Source organism: Streptomyces sp. NPDC001493, from assembly GCF_053597235.1.
This window is the reverse complement of record NZ_JBSFHV010000012.1, coordinates 40820-55178: the sequence shown is the minus strand read 5'-3', so window position 1 is coordinate 55178 and position 14359 is coordinate 40820. Positions and strand designations below refer to the sequence as shown.

Sequence of the window (14359 nt, the reverse complement as noted above, 5' to 3'; positions counted from 1 at the left end):
GGCGACCCGGCGAGCACGTCACCCGGACCAGTCGGCCCGCCCGTCGTGGAGGTACACCGGTTGCCCGGCACCCAGCCGGGCCACCGCCGCGGTGAAGCGCCGGGCCATGCGTTCCCCGAGCATGGTCACGGCCACCCCGGCGGCCACGAACCGCACGTCCGACAGCTCCTCGTCCCACGGCCGGAGCGTCGCCACCGTGGCCGGGCCGACCGTCCCGCCGTCGAAGACGAACGCCAGCTGGTCGTCCCACGGCCCGTGCGGCGGAACCCAGTCGACGACGAGCGGGCCGCTCAGCCGCACGGTCAGCCCCAGCTCCTCCCGCAGCTCCCTCGCGGCGGCCACCTGCGGCGGCTCATTGGCCTCGGCCATGCCACCCGGCAGGTCCCACCCCGGCTTGTACGTGGGCCGGACCAGCAGGAAGTCCCCCGCCCCGTCCCTGATCAGCACGTCGGCCGAGACCCGCTTCCGTGCTTGCGTGGCGTTCCCCTCCGCCAGATGGGCATTCCAGGCAACAGGGTCTGCGGGCGTGGGCCTCATGAACCACCACCTCCGGCGGGCGGGACGATGTCGGCGAGCAGCAGCATTCTGGAACTCCTCGCCTGGCCGATACGAGTTCTCAGTTCTTGGACGGGTCGATAGGTGCGATGGGGACCCAGCGCGGCGACAAGATCGTCCATCTGCTGGATGGCCCGCACCGACCCTAGTGCGAAGGGCAGGTCGAGAAGAAGAGCGTTACCGGTGAACACCGCCTCGTCCAACTCCGCGCGCTGGGCGTGGAGACTGGCCAGAGCGATGCGGGCAAGTGCCATGGATCGAGCGCGCCCTGTGTCGCGCAGAGCTACAGCGCGTTCCGCATGTTCCAAGGCTTGGACGTGCTGCCCTACGTCGCGCAGGGTGAGCGCAGACTCGCTGGCAAGTGCGGCCGCGTCGAAGGGGCTGATCCAGGGATGCGAGAGAGTTACCGAAGCGTCCAAGGCGAGGTGAGCGCTGTCGAGTGCCTGGCAGGCGAGTCTGGAGTGGCCGCAAACCGCGAGGGCACGCGCTTTCATTACGTGCAGCCGCGCTATGAGCGAAGGAATCCGGCGCCTGCTCCCGATGGCCTCCAACCCGGTCTGCGCCCAGTGGGTGGCAGCCACCGGATCACCCATCTGGAGCGCCAAATGACTGCTGCTTGCGGCCACGCTTGCGGTGAGGGCGCTGTCACCGGAACCCTGAGCGAGCGCCCACGCACGAACGAAGTGGCGAGATGCCACATCGTCGCGGCCTGAGTCATGCGCCATCCAGCCGGCCATCTCAGTCATCGTCGCCCCGACTGCGAAGATGTGCTGACCGGTGCCCACATCCATCAGGCGTGGGCCCAAGTTTCCCGATAAGTGCCGGACAACGGCGGCGTACAGCCTTCCGCCACCGGACTGACGATCTGCATCCCGAAATGCGGTCAGAGCGAGGAGGTCACCGTCGTCGTCGTGGACGGCCGCGGGGATCAATGGAGCGACGGTCCCTTCTCCGGGTGCCTGCCAGGGTCGTTGGGCAAGGCCAAGCATGTGTCCGGGGATATGGAAGGCATCGGCGATCTGCTCAAAGATGGCGAGCTTCTCCACACGGCTCTTGCCGCTCATGTAGTCGTAGACCCGTCCCTGGGTGATCTGTACGGCTGCTGCGATGCGACGTGTACTGATGCCACGGTGGTTCAGCAGTTGGAACAGCGCCCCCATGTCGCGCCGTGCACAAGCCGCCAGCATTCTCTCGTCCCCCAGAAGCCCTGCCACTACCTCGCGTACATCCCCTGACGCCCAACCCATGAGAGGCCTCTCTGCAGCGGTGGCTGTGTTGGGCTCAACGTAGCCACTCCGACTCCGTTTTGGAGTCACCCCCTGGAGTCCCGTGTAGAACCCAAAAGCCTCTTGACTGGTATCCGTCGCCTGAAGCGCATTCAGAGCGGTGCCACCCCCTCGAACTCAATCCATATGGAGAGGAACGCCCATGTCCCTGCACGAGCCTTACCCCACCCGCGAAGGGGAGCACGACGACGAGGTGTCCATGATCGAGATCGGCGATGCCGCCACGCTGACCGAAGGTCAGGGGAAGGGCAGCAGCGAGGACAAGCGCCGCGCCTACAACTCCTGAGGCCGGTCTCATGGTGGTCCCCGGCAGATTCGGGGGCCACTTCCTCATCCAGCCGACGTTCTGGAGGTCATTCGTGGTCATTGGCGGTTTCAGCTCGACGGAAAACCACTGGCCCCGTCCTCGGGGCGCAACATTGATCGCACCGCTCTCCTCCGTGTGGCGTCTGGGGCATACCCCTGCTCGTGTCGCCGTCTTCGGAGCCCGCCGCACTTGGGTGCTTGGTCTGTGCGGGGCGGATGACGACCAGTTGCGCGCACTGGCCACTCGTCCGGTGCCGACGGATGTAACTTGGCGCTGGTCCGGGAGCTACGCAGTCGTGGAGGAAACGCCTGAGGGAGTTCTTCTGCACACCGACCCGGCAGCCTCCTTCCCCCTCTACGCCGTGCAATGGCAGCGGGGATGGGCGTGGGCCACCTCGGCGCGCATGCTCGCAGCACTCGCCGGAGCCGATCTGGACGTCCAGCGTCTGGCCTGCACGATCCTGGCACCATCCGTGCCCATGTTGTCAGCAAGCCGAACGTGCTTCGCGGGGGTGCAACAGCTCGCACCTGGCAGCCGCATCATGCTTCCCCGCAGTGGTGCGTCTCTTCGCCGCCGAACAGTCTGGCGGCCCGACCCGGATTTCTCCCAGCCTGCACACCAGCGCCTACGGCAGGCGCTGGAACAAGGTACTGCGCTCCGCGTGGCTAGTGATGCGCGTCTGACCAGTGACCTCTCCGGCGGCCTTGATTCCTCTCCCCTCACGGTTCTTGCCTCTCTCGCACTCCCCGAGTCCCTTTCGCTCGACGCTGTCACCATCCACCCTCACGGAGTGCTCGATGGAGCCGATCTCCGATTTGCGCGAATGGTGGCCGCAGCGCCTCTCAGCAGAATCCGGCATCATCTGCTCCCGATGGGTGCCGAACACAGGCCCTACTCGGACATCACCAGCGTGCCGGCGACAGACGAACCTGCGCCTTCGACCCTGACCCAGGCCCGGTTGCGCGGCCAGTTCCGATGGATGCACGACCAACTGCTGTCTCGGACACACTTGACGGGCGACGGCGGCGACAGCGTGCTGTTCCAGCCGCCCGCCCACCTCTCCGATCTCATTCGCCGAGGACGCTGGCGGCGAGCGATTCGGGAAACCTACGGATGGGCGCGGCTACGGCGCACGCCGGTTCTCCCCCTTCTTCGCGATGCGACCGCCATGGCTCGAATCTCCCGAGAGGCAGCCACGGTGAAACTCGCTGAGCATGCCACCGCCAGAGGGTCGGAGAACCGGGGGCACGTGGGCTGGTTCGTATTGCCGCCCGTCCCGGACTGGGCCACCAGAGCAGCCGTAGCGCATCTGAGCAACGCAACCGCCGAGGCAGCCAACCGCCCTGACCCCCTCCACGGACTCGACGCGTCGATTCGCACGCTCACGGACGAGATCCGTGAGGTCGCCAGGACTGCTGCAGCCGACAGCGAACTCGCCGCTGCCTGCGGAATCGACCTCCATAATCCATTCCTGGATGCGGCTGTAGTGGACTCGATCCTCCGCAACCCACTGGATGACAGAGCTCCGATCCACACGTACAAACCGCTCCTCATCAGAGCGGTTGGCGATCTTCTGCCGCCCGCCATCACTGCCCGCACTACAAAGGGAAGCTTCGACGCCGACCACTTCGCGGGCATGCGTGCCAATCTCGGTGCCCTACTGCCCTTGGCTGACGGACATCTCGCCGCCCTCGGTCTGGTCGACCCGCCCGCGCTCCGCCGCAACCTTCGTCGCACCTCTGCCGGCATCCCCATGTCCTTGGCTTCCATCGAGCAGGCATTGACGGTCGAAGCCTGGCTGCACGCCCACCACAGAGAGCCCGCACCGACCTGGATCGACGCACCTCACCTGGAGCAGGCATGACCGATGCTCCTGCCTATGCATCCCCTCATCCTCGCGTCAAGGCAGTCGACTTCGGCCACCTGGTGGTGCTCGTCGATTACCGAACTGGACGTGTCCACTGCCTGTTACCCGCTACGGCGATCCTGTGGCGCAGCCTTGTGGCCAACGGCCGCCTGGCTGCCCTGCCGAAGGAAACGGTCCTCCATCTACTCTCCGCCGGGCTGCTGACGTCCACTTCCAACCCGACTCCCGGGGAGCCAACCGCCGTTGCTCCTCCCATTTCTGCGAGTTGGGGCAGCATCGAACACACTGCGGGGGTAGCCCGCCCTCCTCGTGGGCCTTGGGTTGCCGCAGCTGCAGCCCTCGCTTCGGTCTTCGCCGTCAAGCGGGCCGGGCGGGCTGGAACGACGATGAACCGTCTGACGGGGGTCGTCGAGAAGGCAGCTTCCCGCTGCCGCCGACCAGCTTCCACAGCACAGATCACGGCGGCCGTGGCGGCAGTCCGTCGGGCGGGCTGGCTTTCCCCGGGCCGAACAGCGTGTTTGGAAGAGTCGGTCGCCGTTGTGCTTCTGCTCGCGGCACGGGGCCTAGGAGTGACGTGGTGCCACGGCGTCGCTTCGGACCCGGTGCGACTGCACGCATGGGTACAGACTTGGGACGGAGAACCAATTGCCGAGCCTGACTCGACCCGGGCGTACACGCCTGCCCTCACGATCGGAGATCCCCATCAACGACTCTGACCCGATCCTCTGGATCAGCTCCGCATCATGTGCGCTCGGTCCTTACAGACCGGACCTGGTGGAAACGTACTGGCGCTGGGAACAGGACCCCGCACTCCTCGTCGGGTACGGACGTCAGGGCCCGGAGTCTCTGGAGGCCCGGGCCGAGGGCATGACCCGCCAGTTGCAGGGCGAAAACATTCGCTTCACGATCTATGACCTGGCCTCCGGAACTCCCGCCCCGGTCGGGGTTGCCACTTTGCTGCCGGACCACGGAGTCCGTACAGCGGAATACGTGGTGATGCTGGCGCCAGGGGCACGCGGCCGGGGACTGGGGCGGGAGGCGACGCGGCTCACGCTCGACTATGCCTTCCATGTCAGCAATCTACGCATGGTGTGGCTCAAGGTTCTGGCACCGAACGCCGCAGGCATCAACGCCTATCTCAACGCGGGATTCCGCAGAGCCGGGGTGCTCAGGGAGTCCGGATACTGGCTGGGAAAAGTCTGCGACGAGGTCCTCATGGACTCACTCTCCGCCGAATTCACCGGTCCGTCCGCTGTGAAGGGGCTGCTCGACAGGTGAGCTGAAGCGGGTGCGCACGTAAAAGGCGGACCAGCCCGCGCGTCCACCTGGCGGCCCGCATCGTGCCTCATACCGTGGGCCCGCTCCCTGATCCACTCCGCCAGACGGCGAACCAGGACGGCCGAGGCCCCGCCGAGGTGAACGAGGGGCTGGTCGGTAATGGTGGGGAAGTCGCCGCGCAGGGAGCCCCGCTCTCCCCCGGCGGCCGGGCCGTCCGTGACAGCAAAGACCGGAACGGGCCCCGGCTCCACTTCACCGCCGCCCAGTGGGCCGCCTTCACCGAGAACGTGAAGTCGGGCGAGTCGGCCGCCCACCTGATCCGACCGACCCGCCGCTCGCCCCCTCGTGCCGGGCTCCGCGGCCCGAACTCCGCGAGCCCGGCGTACAGCGCGCGAGCCCGGCGCACAGAACGAGAAACAATCACGCAGAGACGAGAAAGAACGCGAAAAAGCCTCTGCCCCGCGAGCGAACTCGCGGGGCAGAGGCTTACATGGGGTTGTGGAGATGGCGGGAATCGAACCCGCGTCCAACGGTGCGGAACCAGGGCTTCTCCGAGTGCAGTTCGCTACGCTTTTCTCGGCCCCGGAGGTCACGCGAACAAGCCTCCGACAGGCTCAGTCACTGTTTGATTTCCTTCCAAACCCCGTGACCGGGCGTAGAAGTTTAGATCCCTAGTTGATGCCAGGATCCGGGTCGGGATCACCCCCGGGCTGACACTCCGCAGAGTCTTCGCTAGCTGCTAATTAGGCAGCGAGGGCGAAGGCGGAGGAATCGCGCTTGGAATTGGCGATTATTGTTTGCGACATATGGTTTACGAGATCATTGCCGCTTCCTCGACTCGCTTCCCCTGCTTCGACATCCGCTGTCGAAACCGATCATCCCCATGTTGATTTTTCAATACGCGCACCCTCGCTGGGGTGCACGGCCCATCGTACGTGACCAACGCCGGACGATGCCAGCGTATTCCCGCCGGTCACCCTCCCCATCTGCCCGGGACGGTGCCCCACGGACCCGCGGCGGGCCCGGAGCCGGCCGGCCCCCGGTGGCTCAGGCGCTGCGCTGCCGCCGGCGGGCCGCCGAGATGGCGCGGTTGGTCTCGCGGGTGTCCTGCTTCTCGCGGAGCGTCTGACGCTTGTCGTACTCCTTCTTGCCCTTCGCGAGCGCGATCTCGACCTTGACCCGGCCGTCCTTGAAGTACAGGGCGAGCGGGACGATGGTGTGCCCGGTCTCCTTGGACTTCGACTCCAGCTTGTCGATCTCGGCCCGGTGCATCAGCAGCTTCCGCTTCCGCTTCGCCGCGTGGTTGGTCCACGTGCCCTGCACGTACTCGGGTACGTGGATGTTGTGCAGCCACGCCTCGTTCCGGTCGATCTGGACGAAGCCGTCCACCAGCGAGGCCCTGCCCATCCGCAGGGACTTCACCTCGGTCCCCATGAGCACGAGGCCGCACTCGTAGGTGTCGATGATGTGGTAGTCGTGCCGCGCCTTCTTGTTCTGCGCGATCATCTTGCGCCCGGTGTCTTTTTCCTTGGCCATAGTGCGGTCATTTTCGCACTACGACCCACCCCCGAGGCCACTCAATACCGTCTCGGCCCGTTCCAGGGCCCCCGAGCCCACCACCAGGTCCGGTGTGATCCCCCGGCCCTCGACCCCCCGGCCGCCCGGCGTGCGGTACTGCCCGACGGTCAGCTCCGCCACCGCGCCGTCCGGCAGCTCGCTCGGCATCTGCACCGAACCCTTGCCGAAAGTGGGCGAACCGACCGTGACCGCACGGCCCCGGTCCTGGAGGGCGCCGGTCAGCAGCTCGGCGGCGCTCATCGTGCCGCCGTCGACGAGCACCACGAGCGGACGGGTCGTGTCGCCGCCCGCGTCCGCGTACAGGGCGCGCTGCTCCCCGTGCACGTCGTACGTGGCGACCAGGCCGCCGTCGAGGAAGGCGGAGGCCGCGGCGACCGCCTCGCCGACCAGGCCGCCGCTGTTGGCGCGCAGGTCGAGCAGGATTCCCGCGTCGCCCGGGGCGGACCGCACCGCGTCGCGGATCTCGCCGCCCGCGCCCCGGGTGAAGGCCGTCGCCTTGATCAGCACGGTGGAGGTGGGGGCGGTGCCGAGCCGGCGCACGGTGACGGGCTCGGTGGTGAGCCGGGCGCGGCGCAGGAACTCCGTGCGGGCGCGGCCGTCGCGTTCCACGCCGAGGACGACGGAGGACCCGGCCTTCTCGCCCGTACCGTCGCCGCGCAGCTCGGCCACGACCTCGGCGACGGGGCGCCCCTTGGTACGGGTGCCGTCCACGGAGGTGAGTACGTCGTCGGCGCGGATACCCGCGAGGTCGGCGGGACCACCGGGCTCGACCCGGGCCACCCGCACCCGGCCGTCGGCGGTGCGGCGGGCGGAGAGGCCGACTCCGGTGTACGAACCGTCGAGGGCCTGCTCGAACTCCTCGTACTCGCGCTCGTCGTAGACCGCGCCCCAGCGGTCTCCGCTGCGGCTGACGAGTTCCTCGGCGGCCTGGGTGGCCGACTTCCCGTCCGCGGCGGCTCCGGCCGCTGCCGCCGCCAACTCCTGGCGGTCGACGGGCGCGGCGGAGGAAGCGGCCGGGCGTGGTCTCGTACCGGCCCGGGCGGGCTCGTCGCGCGGCAGCGATCCGGTGGCCGCGCCGGTGGCGAGCACTCCGGCGAACACCAACGACAGGGCCGCCCCGCGGCGCAGGCCGCGGGGCCCGTACCGGTACAAGGGCCCCTGCATGGCAGCGAGTCTAGGACAAACCCCCTGGGCCGCACGGGTGCTTGCCCGCGCGGCCCAGGGGGCGCATGTCACACCTTGAGGTACTTGCGGAGCGCGAACAGCGCGGCAACCGCGGGCATCAGAAGCCCGATCGCGAGGACCAGCGGCAGTTTGGTGATGACCGCGTCCCAGCCGATGAAGTCGATCAGGTTCAGCTTGCTCTGCAGGGAGAGGCCGGCGTCGATGAGGAAGTAGCGGGCCGCTATCAGCAGAACACAGGCCAGCAGCCCGCCGATCAGCCCCGCGAAGGCCGCCTCCATGATGAACGGCATCTGGATGTAGAAGCCCGAGGCGCCGACGAGCCGCATGATGCCGGTCTCGCGTCTCCGGCTGAACGCCGACACCCGCACGGTGTTGACGATCAGCATCAGTGCGATGACGAGCATCAGCGCCATGACGAACAGGGCGGCGACGTTCATGCCGTTCATCAACTCGAAGAGGTTGTCCAGGATCGATCTCTGGTCCTGGACGGACTGCACCCCGTCACGGCCGGCGAAGGCGGTGGCGACGACCTTGTACTTCTGCGGGTCCTTGAGCTTGACGCGGAAGGACTCCTGCATCTGGTCGGGCGTGATGTTGCCCGCCATCTGCGTGTCGCCGAACTGGTCCTGGTAGTGCTTGTACGCCTCGTCGACCGTCTCGAAGGTGACGGTGTCGACGGCCGCCATCTTCTTGAGGTCCGTCTCGATCTCCTTCTTCTGCGCTTCCGTCACGGCGCCGTTGGAACACTTCGGCGTGTCCAGGGCCTCGTCCTTGTTGCACAGGAAGATGGAGACGTTGACCTTGTCGTACCAGTAGTCCTTCATCGTGCTGACCTGCTCGCGGAGCAGCAGCGCGCCGCCGAACAGGGCGAGCGAGAGGGCGACGGAGACCACCACGGCGAAGGTCATCGTGAGGTTGCGCCGAAGACCGACGCCGATCTCCGACAGGACGAACTGGGCGCGCATGGCGTCCTTTCAGTACTCGATGCTCAGAACTCGATGCTCAGATACTCAGTGCCGGGGGGCGCTCAGTGCTGGTAGCCGTAGACGCCGCGCGTCTGGTCGCGCACGAGACGTCCCTGTTCCAGCTCGATGACGCGCTTGCGCATCTGGTCGACGATGTTCTGGTCGTGGGTCGCCATGATCACGGTGGTGCCGGTCCGGTTGATCCGGTCCAGCAGCTTCATGATGCCCACGGAGGTCTGCGGGTCGAGGTTGCCGGTCGGCTCGTCGGCGATCAGCAGCATCGGCCGGTTGACGAACGCCCGCGCGATGGCGACGCGCTGCTGCTCACCACCGGAGAGCTCGCCGGGCATGCGGTCCTCCTTGCCGCCGAGGCCCACGAGATCGAGCACCTGCGGCACGGCCTTGCGGATCTCACCGCGCGGCTTGCCGATGACCTCCTGCGCGAAGGCCACGTTCTCGGCGACGGTCTTGTTGGGGAGGAGGCGGAAGTCCTGGAACACGTTGCCCAGTTGGCGGCGCATCTGGGGCACCTTCCAGTTGGACAGGCGCGACAGGTCCTTGCCGAGCACATGGACCGTGCCCTGACTCGCGCGCTCCTCACGGAGGATCAGGCGCATGAAGGTGGACTTGCCGGAGCCCGAGGAGCCCACCAGGAAGACGAACTCGCCCTTCTCGATCTCCAGGGAGATATCGCGCAGCGCGGGGCGACTCTGCTTCGGGTAGGTCTTCGAGACGTTGTCGAATCGGATCACGGAGGCACCATGGTCGGCCGGGAGTATGTGTGCGTGACCCTACGCGAATGCTTCCCGGCCGCGCAGGCGGCGTCTACGGATGGGTGATTTATGCCGGAACATGAGCGGGAACGCGTCGGCCCGGGTCCGCCCACCGGAACGCGCGGACGCCCTCCGCACCCCCGTCGGAACCGTGCGTGACCGGCCGGGCGACGGCCCCTTCCGGTGTCCCGTACGGCACTCCCCGACGGGCCGCGCCGAAAGACGCCGGAGCTGGCACAGTGGTAGGGGGAACGGTCACGCTCCCCTGAGCGTTGTGCGGACGGACAGCCGGGCCGGGACGTACGGAACGGCCCGAGGACGATTCCGCCGCGCGGGAGGAGGAGTGCGCATGACCTACGACAGACTGGTGTGCGCGAACTGTGCGGCGCCCGTGAACGAGGGCCGCTGCCCCGTCTGCCGCGCGAGCCGGGAGCGCCTGCGCCGGCAGGACCAGGGCCCGCTCGGCATGAATCCGATGGTGCTGATCGCCCTGCTCGTGGTGCTGGTGTGCGCGGTGGCGCTGCTGGCCCAGCAGGTGGCGTAGCACCGATCGCCCCACGCGGTCGCCCCGGGCCGTAGCCCCCCACCGTCGCCCCAGGCTGTCGCGGAGGCCCACGCCGTCGCGGCCCCCGGCCGGAAGGCCCCCATGAGGGGCTTGTACGGCTCCGAGGGGCGTCGCACCCCTCCTCTCCACGCGTGAGGGCCCGCGGAGAGCGGTGAAGCTCTCCGCGGGCCCTCAGCGGTGTGTCCGGGCTCCGCGCGGTGCCTGTGAGCCGGTGGCTCAGACGGCGGTGCGACCGGCCGCCAGACGCGGCAGGAAGCGGAAGCCGATGCCGCCGGCGATCATCGTCGCGGCACCGAGCAGCAGGAAGGTGGTCTCGGCCGCACCGGTCTCGGCGAGCTCGTCCTTGCCCTTGCCCTGCTCGACCGGCTGGTTGCCGACGCTGTCCGTGTCGGTGTTGTTCGACTCGACGCACTCGGCACCGTCGAGGGTGACGGTGCAGGTCTCGTCGGTGCCACCGGTGGACGAACCACCGTTGGCGCTGGTCGAGCCGGTGGTGCCGGTCGAACCGGTGGCGCCGGTGCTGCCCGTGGCGGACGACGCCTGGTCGCCGCTGGCAGCCTGGTCGCCGGAAGCGGCCTGGTCACCCGAGGCGGACTGGTCACCACTGGCGGACTCGTCGCCCGAGGCGGACTGGTCGCCCGAGGCCGACTGGTCGCCCGCGGCGGACTCGTCACCGGAGGCCGACTGGTCACCACTGGCCGACTGGTCGCCCGCGGCGGACTCGTCACCGGAGGCGGACTGGTCGCCACTGGCCGACTGGTCACCGGCGGCGGACTCGTCACCGCTGGCCGACTCGTCGCCCGAGGCGGACTGGTCACCACTGGCCGACTCGTCGCCCGAGGCGGACTCGTCACCGGAAGCCGACTCGTCGCCCGAGGCGGAGGAGTCCACGCCGGGAAGGTCGCCGGAGTCGCTGGAGTCGCCGGTGCCGTCGTCCTCGCCGCCGACGCCGATGGAGGGCACCGAATCGGGACTGATGGCCTGAGCCGCACCCGCGGCGGTCAGGGAAGCGCCGGCCGCGATGATCGCGCCGGCCGCTATGCGCGCGATACGTACGCGCGTCTTCTTCGTCATCTGCTGCTACCCCCAGTAGCCGATCTCGTCAATGGAGCAGCACTGTGCGGGACCCGGCTCTGCGGGGTTCGCTCCGAACCGGGCCGCGCTCGTAGCGGTCGTCCGGTCCGCCCCCACTCCCACCTGTCCCAGTCAACGCATGCTGCTCCAGCACCCTGACCAGAGTTAAGGATTCCGTCAAGAGCGTTCCGGGCGATTGGTGACCCGGTGGGGCTTCTGACGGTTATTCACTCCCCCGACTGTGACGCAATCCCTACGTTCCGCCCCGCACCGCACGCCCCGAAGCACCCGACCCGCGCGCCCGGGTACGCGGAAGGGCCCGGGCGGAGAATCCTCGCCCGGGCCCAACTGCCGTATACGTAAGGTTACTTCTCGCCCTGCTTCCGCCAGCGGATGCCCGCCTCGATGAAGCCGTCGATCTCACCGTTGAAGACCGCTTCGGGGTTGCCCATCTCGAACTCCGTACGCAGGTCCTTGACCATCTGGTACGGGTGCAGGACGTACGAACGCATCTGGTTGCCCCAGGAGTTGCCGCCGTCGCCCTTGAGCGCGTTCATCCGCGCCTGCTCCTCCTGGCGGCGGCGCTCGAGGAGCTTCGCCTGGAGGACGTTCATCGCGGACGCCTTGTTCTGGATCTGCGAGCGCTCGTTCTGGCAGGAGACGACGATGCCGGTGGGCAGGTGGGTCAGTCGCACCGCGGAGTCGGTGGTGTTGACGCCCTGGCCGCCGGGGCCGGAGGAGCGGTACACGTCCACGCGCAGCTCGGACTCGTCGATCTCGATGTGGTCGGTCTGCTCGACCACGGGCAGCACCTCGACACCCGCGAAGGACGTCTGGCGGCGGCCCTGGTTGTCGAAGGGCGAGATCCGGACGAGCCGGTGGGTGCCCTGCTCGACGGAGAGCGTGCCGTAGGCGTACGGGACCTCGATCGCGAAGGTGGTCGACTTGATGCCGGCCTCTTCGGCGTACGCCGTCTCGTAGATCTCGGTCTTGTAGTTGTGCCGCTCGGCCCAGCGCAGGTACATGCGCTGGAGCTTCTCGGCGAAGTCGGCGGCGTCGACGCCACCCGCCTCGGCACGGATGGTGACCAGAGCCTCACGGGCGTCGTACTCGCCGGACAGGAGGGTGCGGACCTCCATCTCGTCGAGCGCCTTGCGGACCGATTCCAGCTCGGTCTCGGCCTCGGCGAGGGTGTCCGCGTCGCCCTCGTCCTGGGCGAGCTCGAAGAGCACCGCGAGGTCGTCGATGCGACCGCGCAGCGTCTCGGTCTTGCGGACCTCGGCCTGGAGGTGGGAAAGCTTGCTGGTGATCTTCTGGGCCGCCTCCGGGTCGTCCCAGAGGGACGGCGCCGCCGCCTGCTCCTCGAGCACGGCGATGTCCGCCCTCAGGGAGTCCAGGTCCAGGACGGCCTCGATCGACCCCATGGTGGACGAGAGGGACTTCAGCTCTTCGGAAATATCGACGACTGCCACGGGTCCAGCGTAACGGCTGGACGGGTGAAGCTCGCCCTCCCCCGGCTTCCGGGGCGGTATCCCCTGCTCCGGCCCCTTGCTCCGAGGGGCTTCCGGGCCGCCCTGCCGTCCAGGGGGCGGCCCGGTGCCGCGGCTGTTCTCAGGGCGTGTCGGGGGCGGAGCTGCCGCTGTCCTGCGGGGTGGCGCCGGCGTCGTCGCCGCCGGTGGCCAGCCAGCCGCCCACCGCGACCGCCGCGACGAGCACCACGGTGGCCGCACCCAGGGTGAGGCGGCGCTTGCGGACGGCGGCGGACTTGTTCCGGGCCGAGCCGGGGCGCGGGCCGGGGGTCCGTGGGGCGCGGGCGGTGCCGAGGGGGCCGCCGGCCAGCTCGTCCGGGGCGGGCACCCGCATGCTGGTGTGGGTGTCCCGGTTGGAGTCGGGCGACGCGCCGGGGACCAGTGGGACGGCGCCCCTGCGGCGGGGCTCCTCGTCGGCGGGGGTGTACTGCTGCTCGTCGTACGCCGGACGAAGTTCCGTTTCTTCTTCGCCGGGCTCGTCCACCTCCAGCGGTCCGATGCCCGCGAGGAGAGGCAGCAGCTCGCGCAGCCGGCCGCCCAGCTCGCCGGCGCGCAGCCGGGAGGCGGGGGCCTTCGCCAGGCACTGGACGAGCAGCTGCCAGAGCTCCTCCGGGATGCCGGGGAGCGGGACGACGGTCTCCGTGACGTGCCGGCGCAGCACCGCGCCCGGGTGGCCGCCGCCGAACGGCGTGAACCCGGCGAGCAGCTCGTAGAGGACGGTCGCGAGGGCGTAGATGTCGACGGCGGCGCGCGGCGGGAGCCCTTCGACGATCTCGGGCGCCAGGTAGTCCGGAGTGCCGATGATCCGGGTCGTGCGGGTGCGCAGCGGGGTGTCGATGAGCTTGGCGACGCCGAAGTCGGTGAGGAGCGCGGGGTGCGAGCCGCCGGGGCCGAGCGGGCCCTCCATGTCGAGCAGGATGTTCTCCGGCTTGACGTCCCGGTGGACCACTCCGGCGGCGTGCGCGGCGGCGAGCCCGTCGGCGACGTCCGCGACGATCGCGACGGCGGCCTCGGGGGCGAGGCGGCGCTCGCGGTCCAGCCGGGTGCGCAGGTCGGTGCCGCGCACCAGGCGCATGACCAGGGCGAGGTCGTTGCCGTCGACGACGAGGTCGTGGACGGCCACCACGTGCGGATGGTCGAGCCCGAGCAGCGCGGTGCGTTCCCGCACGAAGCGGCCCACGAGCTCCTGGTCGGACGCGAGGTCCTCGCGGAGGAGTTTGATGGCGACAGGCCCCTCGGGCCCTTCGCCGAGCCACACCGTTCCGGCGCTGCCGCGCCCCAGGATCTGGTGGGCGGTGTACCGGCTGCCGATATTCCGTGCCAAGACTGCTCCCTCAGCGGCTGGCGGTGAACCCCGGTCGACAAAGTTACGCGGCGGCCGGGGGGTTGCGTGCCCC

General features: G+C 68.8%; 14 protein-coding genes, 1 other RNA gene and 1 pseudogene. 6 read left to right on the top strand and 10 right to left on the bottom strand.

Going from position 1 to position 14359, the window contains the following annotated elements; all coding sequences use genetic code 11:
- Nucleotides 1–18: 18 nt before the first annotated feature.
- On the bottom strand, nucleotides 19–537 hold the full coding sequence (locus tag ACWCWD_RS18510) for an NUDIX domain-containing protein (RefSeq protein WP_450773870.1): 519 nt from the start codon (nucleotides 535–537) through the stop codon (nucleotides 19–21).
- Nucleotides 534–1769 carry a helix-turn-helix domain-containing protein gene (locus ACWCWD_RS18505; protein ID WP_450773869.1) on the bottom strand — a complete coding sequence of 412 codons (1236 nt, stop codon included), beginning with the start codon at nucleotides 1767–1769 and terminating at the stop codon, nucleotides 534–536. Before ACWCWD_RS18505 ends, ACWCWD_RS18510 begins: the two co-directional genes overlap by 4 nt.
- 214 nt (nucleotides 1770–1983) lie before the next feature.
- On the opposite strand from ACWCWD_RS18505, the gene ACWCWD_RS18500 reads away from it, so the two are divergent.
- The 5 genes and pseudogenes from ACWCWD_RS18500 to ACWCWD_RS18480 form a co-directional block, all read left to right on the top strand.
- Nucleotides 1984–2127, top strand: coding sequence for an albusnodin family lasso peptide (locus ACWCWD_RS18500; RefSeq protein ID WP_450773868.1), 144 nt, complete (start codon nucleotides 1984–1986; stop codon nucleotides 2125–2127).
- A gap of 10 nt (nucleotides 2128–2137) precedes the next feature.
- Nucleotides 2138–4012 (top strand): albusnodin/ikarugamycin family macrolactam cyclase, encoded by a 1875-nt coding sequence (locus ACWCWD_RS18495; RefSeq protein ID WP_450773867.1) that lies wholly within the window; start codon nucleotides 2138–2140, stop codon nucleotides 4010–4012.
- Nucleotides 4009–4731, top strand: coding sequence for a lasso peptide biosynthesis B2 protein (locus ACWCWD_RS18490; RefSeq protein ID WP_450773866.1), 723 nt, complete (start codon nucleotides 4009–4011; stop codon nucleotides 4729–4731). Before ACWCWD_RS18495 ends, ACWCWD_RS18490 begins: the two co-directional genes overlap by 4 nt.
- A gap of 13 nt (nucleotides 4732–4744) precedes the next feature.
- Entirely contained in the window at nucleotides 4745–5293 is a 549-nt protein-coding gene (locus ACWCWD_RS18485; protein WP_450774010.1) for a GNAT family N-acetyltransferase, read from the top strand.
- A gap of 62 nt (nucleotides 5294–5355) precedes the next feature.
- Nucleotides 5356–5535, top strand: a pseudogene (locus tag ACWCWD_RS18480) (hypothetical protein); the annotation flags it as partial.
- A 254-nt stretch (nucleotides 5536–5789) separates the two neighbouring features.
- Here the strand turns inward: ACWCWD_RS18480 and ssrA are convergent.
- From ssrA to ftsE, 5 genes are all read right to left on the bottom strand, one after another.
- Nucleotides 5790–6176: a transfer-messenger RNA gene (gene ssrA, locus ACWCWD_RS18475) on the bottom strand.
- 164 nt (nucleotides 6177–6340) lie between these two features.
- Nucleotides 6341–6829, bottom strand: coding sequence for an SsrA-binding protein SmpB (gene smpB / locus ACWCWD_RS18470; RefSeq protein WP_450773865.1), 489 nt, complete (start codon nucleotides 6827–6829; stop codon nucleotides 6341–6343).
- 18 nt (nucleotides 6830–6847) lie between these two features.
- Complete coding sequence (locus tag ACWCWD_RS18465) at nucleotides 6848–8035, bottom strand: S41 family peptidase (protein ID WP_450773864.1); 1188 nt, start codon at nucleotides 8033–8035, stop codon at nucleotides 6848–6850.
- A 68-nt stretch (nucleotides 8036–8103) separates the two neighbouring features.
- A complete protein-coding gene (gene ftsX, locus ACWCWD_RS18460; protein ID WP_450773863.1) occupies nucleotides 8104–9021 on the bottom strand; it encodes a permease-like cell division protein FtsX in 918 nt (305 codons plus the stop codon).
- Between the two features lie 62 nt (nucleotides 9022–9083).
- Nucleotides 9084–9773 carry a cell division ATP-binding protein FtsE gene (gene ftsE, locus ACWCWD_RS18455; RefSeq protein ID WP_328721403.1) on the bottom strand — a complete coding sequence of 230 codons (690 nt, stop codon included), beginning with the start codon at nucleotides 9771–9773 and terminating at the stop codon, nucleotides 9084–9086.
- Nucleotides 9774–10143: 370 nt separating this feature from the next.
- Here ftsE and ACWCWD_RS18450 point away from each other — a divergent pair, with 370 nt between their 5' ends.
- Complete coding sequence (locus ACWCWD_RS18450; RefSeq protein ID WP_450773862.1) at nucleotides 10144–10338, top strand: hypothetical protein; 195 nt, start codon at nucleotides 10144–10146, stop codon at nucleotides 10336–10338.
- A gap of 237 nt (nucleotides 10339–10575) precedes the next feature.
- Here ACWCWD_RS18450 and ACWCWD_RS18445 read toward each other — a convergent pair whose 3' ends face one another.
- From ACWCWD_RS18445 to ACWCWD_RS18435, 3 genes are all read right to left on the bottom strand, one after another.
- Nucleotides 10576–11433, bottom strand: coding sequence for a hypothetical protein (locus ACWCWD_RS18445; protein WP_450773861.1), 858 nt, complete (start codon nucleotides 11431–11433; stop codon nucleotides 10576–10578).
- Between the two features lie 365 nt (nucleotides 11434–11798).
- A complete protein-coding gene (prfB, locus tag ACWCWD_RS18440) occupies nucleotides 11799–12905 on the bottom strand; it encodes a peptide chain release factor 2 (protein WP_266704960.1) in 1107 nt (368 codons plus the stop codon).
- Nucleotides 12906–13044: 139 nt separating this feature from the next.
- Nucleotides 13045–14286: a serine/threonine-protein kinase gene (locus tag ACWCWD_RS18435; RefSeq protein WP_450773860.1), complete on the bottom strand. Its 1242-nt coding sequence runs from the start codon at nucleotides 14284–14286 to the stop codon at nucleotides 13045–13047.
- Nucleotides 14287–14359 lie beyond the last annotated feature (73 nt).

Bases quoted from the DNA above. Each gene is read 5' to 3' on its own strand.
- ACWCWD_RS18510 (WP_450773870.1), bottom strand. From the start codon at position 537: ATGAGGCCCACGCCCGCAGACCCTGTTGCCTGGAATGCCCATCTGGCG.
- ACWCWD_RS18500 (WP_450773868.1), top strand. From the start codon at position 1,984: ATGTCCCTGCACGAGCCTTACCCCACCCGCGAAGGGGAGCACGACGAC.
- ACWCWD_RS18495 (WP_450773867.1), top strand. From the start codon at position 2,138: ATGGTGGTCCCCGGCAGATTCGGGGGCCACTTCCTCATCCAGCCGACG.
- ACWCWD_RS18490 (WP_450773866.1), top strand. From the start codon at position 4,009: ATGACCGATGCTCCTGCCTATGCATCCCCTCATCCTCGCGTCAAGGCA.
- smpB (WP_450773865.1), bottom strand. From the start codon at position 6,829: ATGGCCAAGGAAAAAGACACCGGGCGCAAGATGATCGCGCAGAACAAG.
- ACWCWD_RS18465 (WP_450773864.1), bottom strand. From the start codon at position 8,035: ATGCAGGGGCCCTTGTACCGGTACGGGCCCCGCGGCCTGCGCCGCGGG.
- ftsX (WP_450773863.1), bottom strand. From the start codon at position 9,021: ATGCGCGCCCAGTTCGTCCTGTCGGAGATCGGCGTCGGTCTTCGGCGC.
- ACWCWD_RS18450 (WP_450773862.1), top strand. From the start codon at position 10,144: ATGACCTACGACAGACTGGTGTGCGCGAACTGTGCGGCGCCCGTGAAC.
- ACWCWD_RS18445 (WP_450773861.1), bottom strand. From the start codon at position 11,433: ATGACGAAGAAGACGCGCGTACGTATCGCGCGCATAGCGGCCGGCGCG.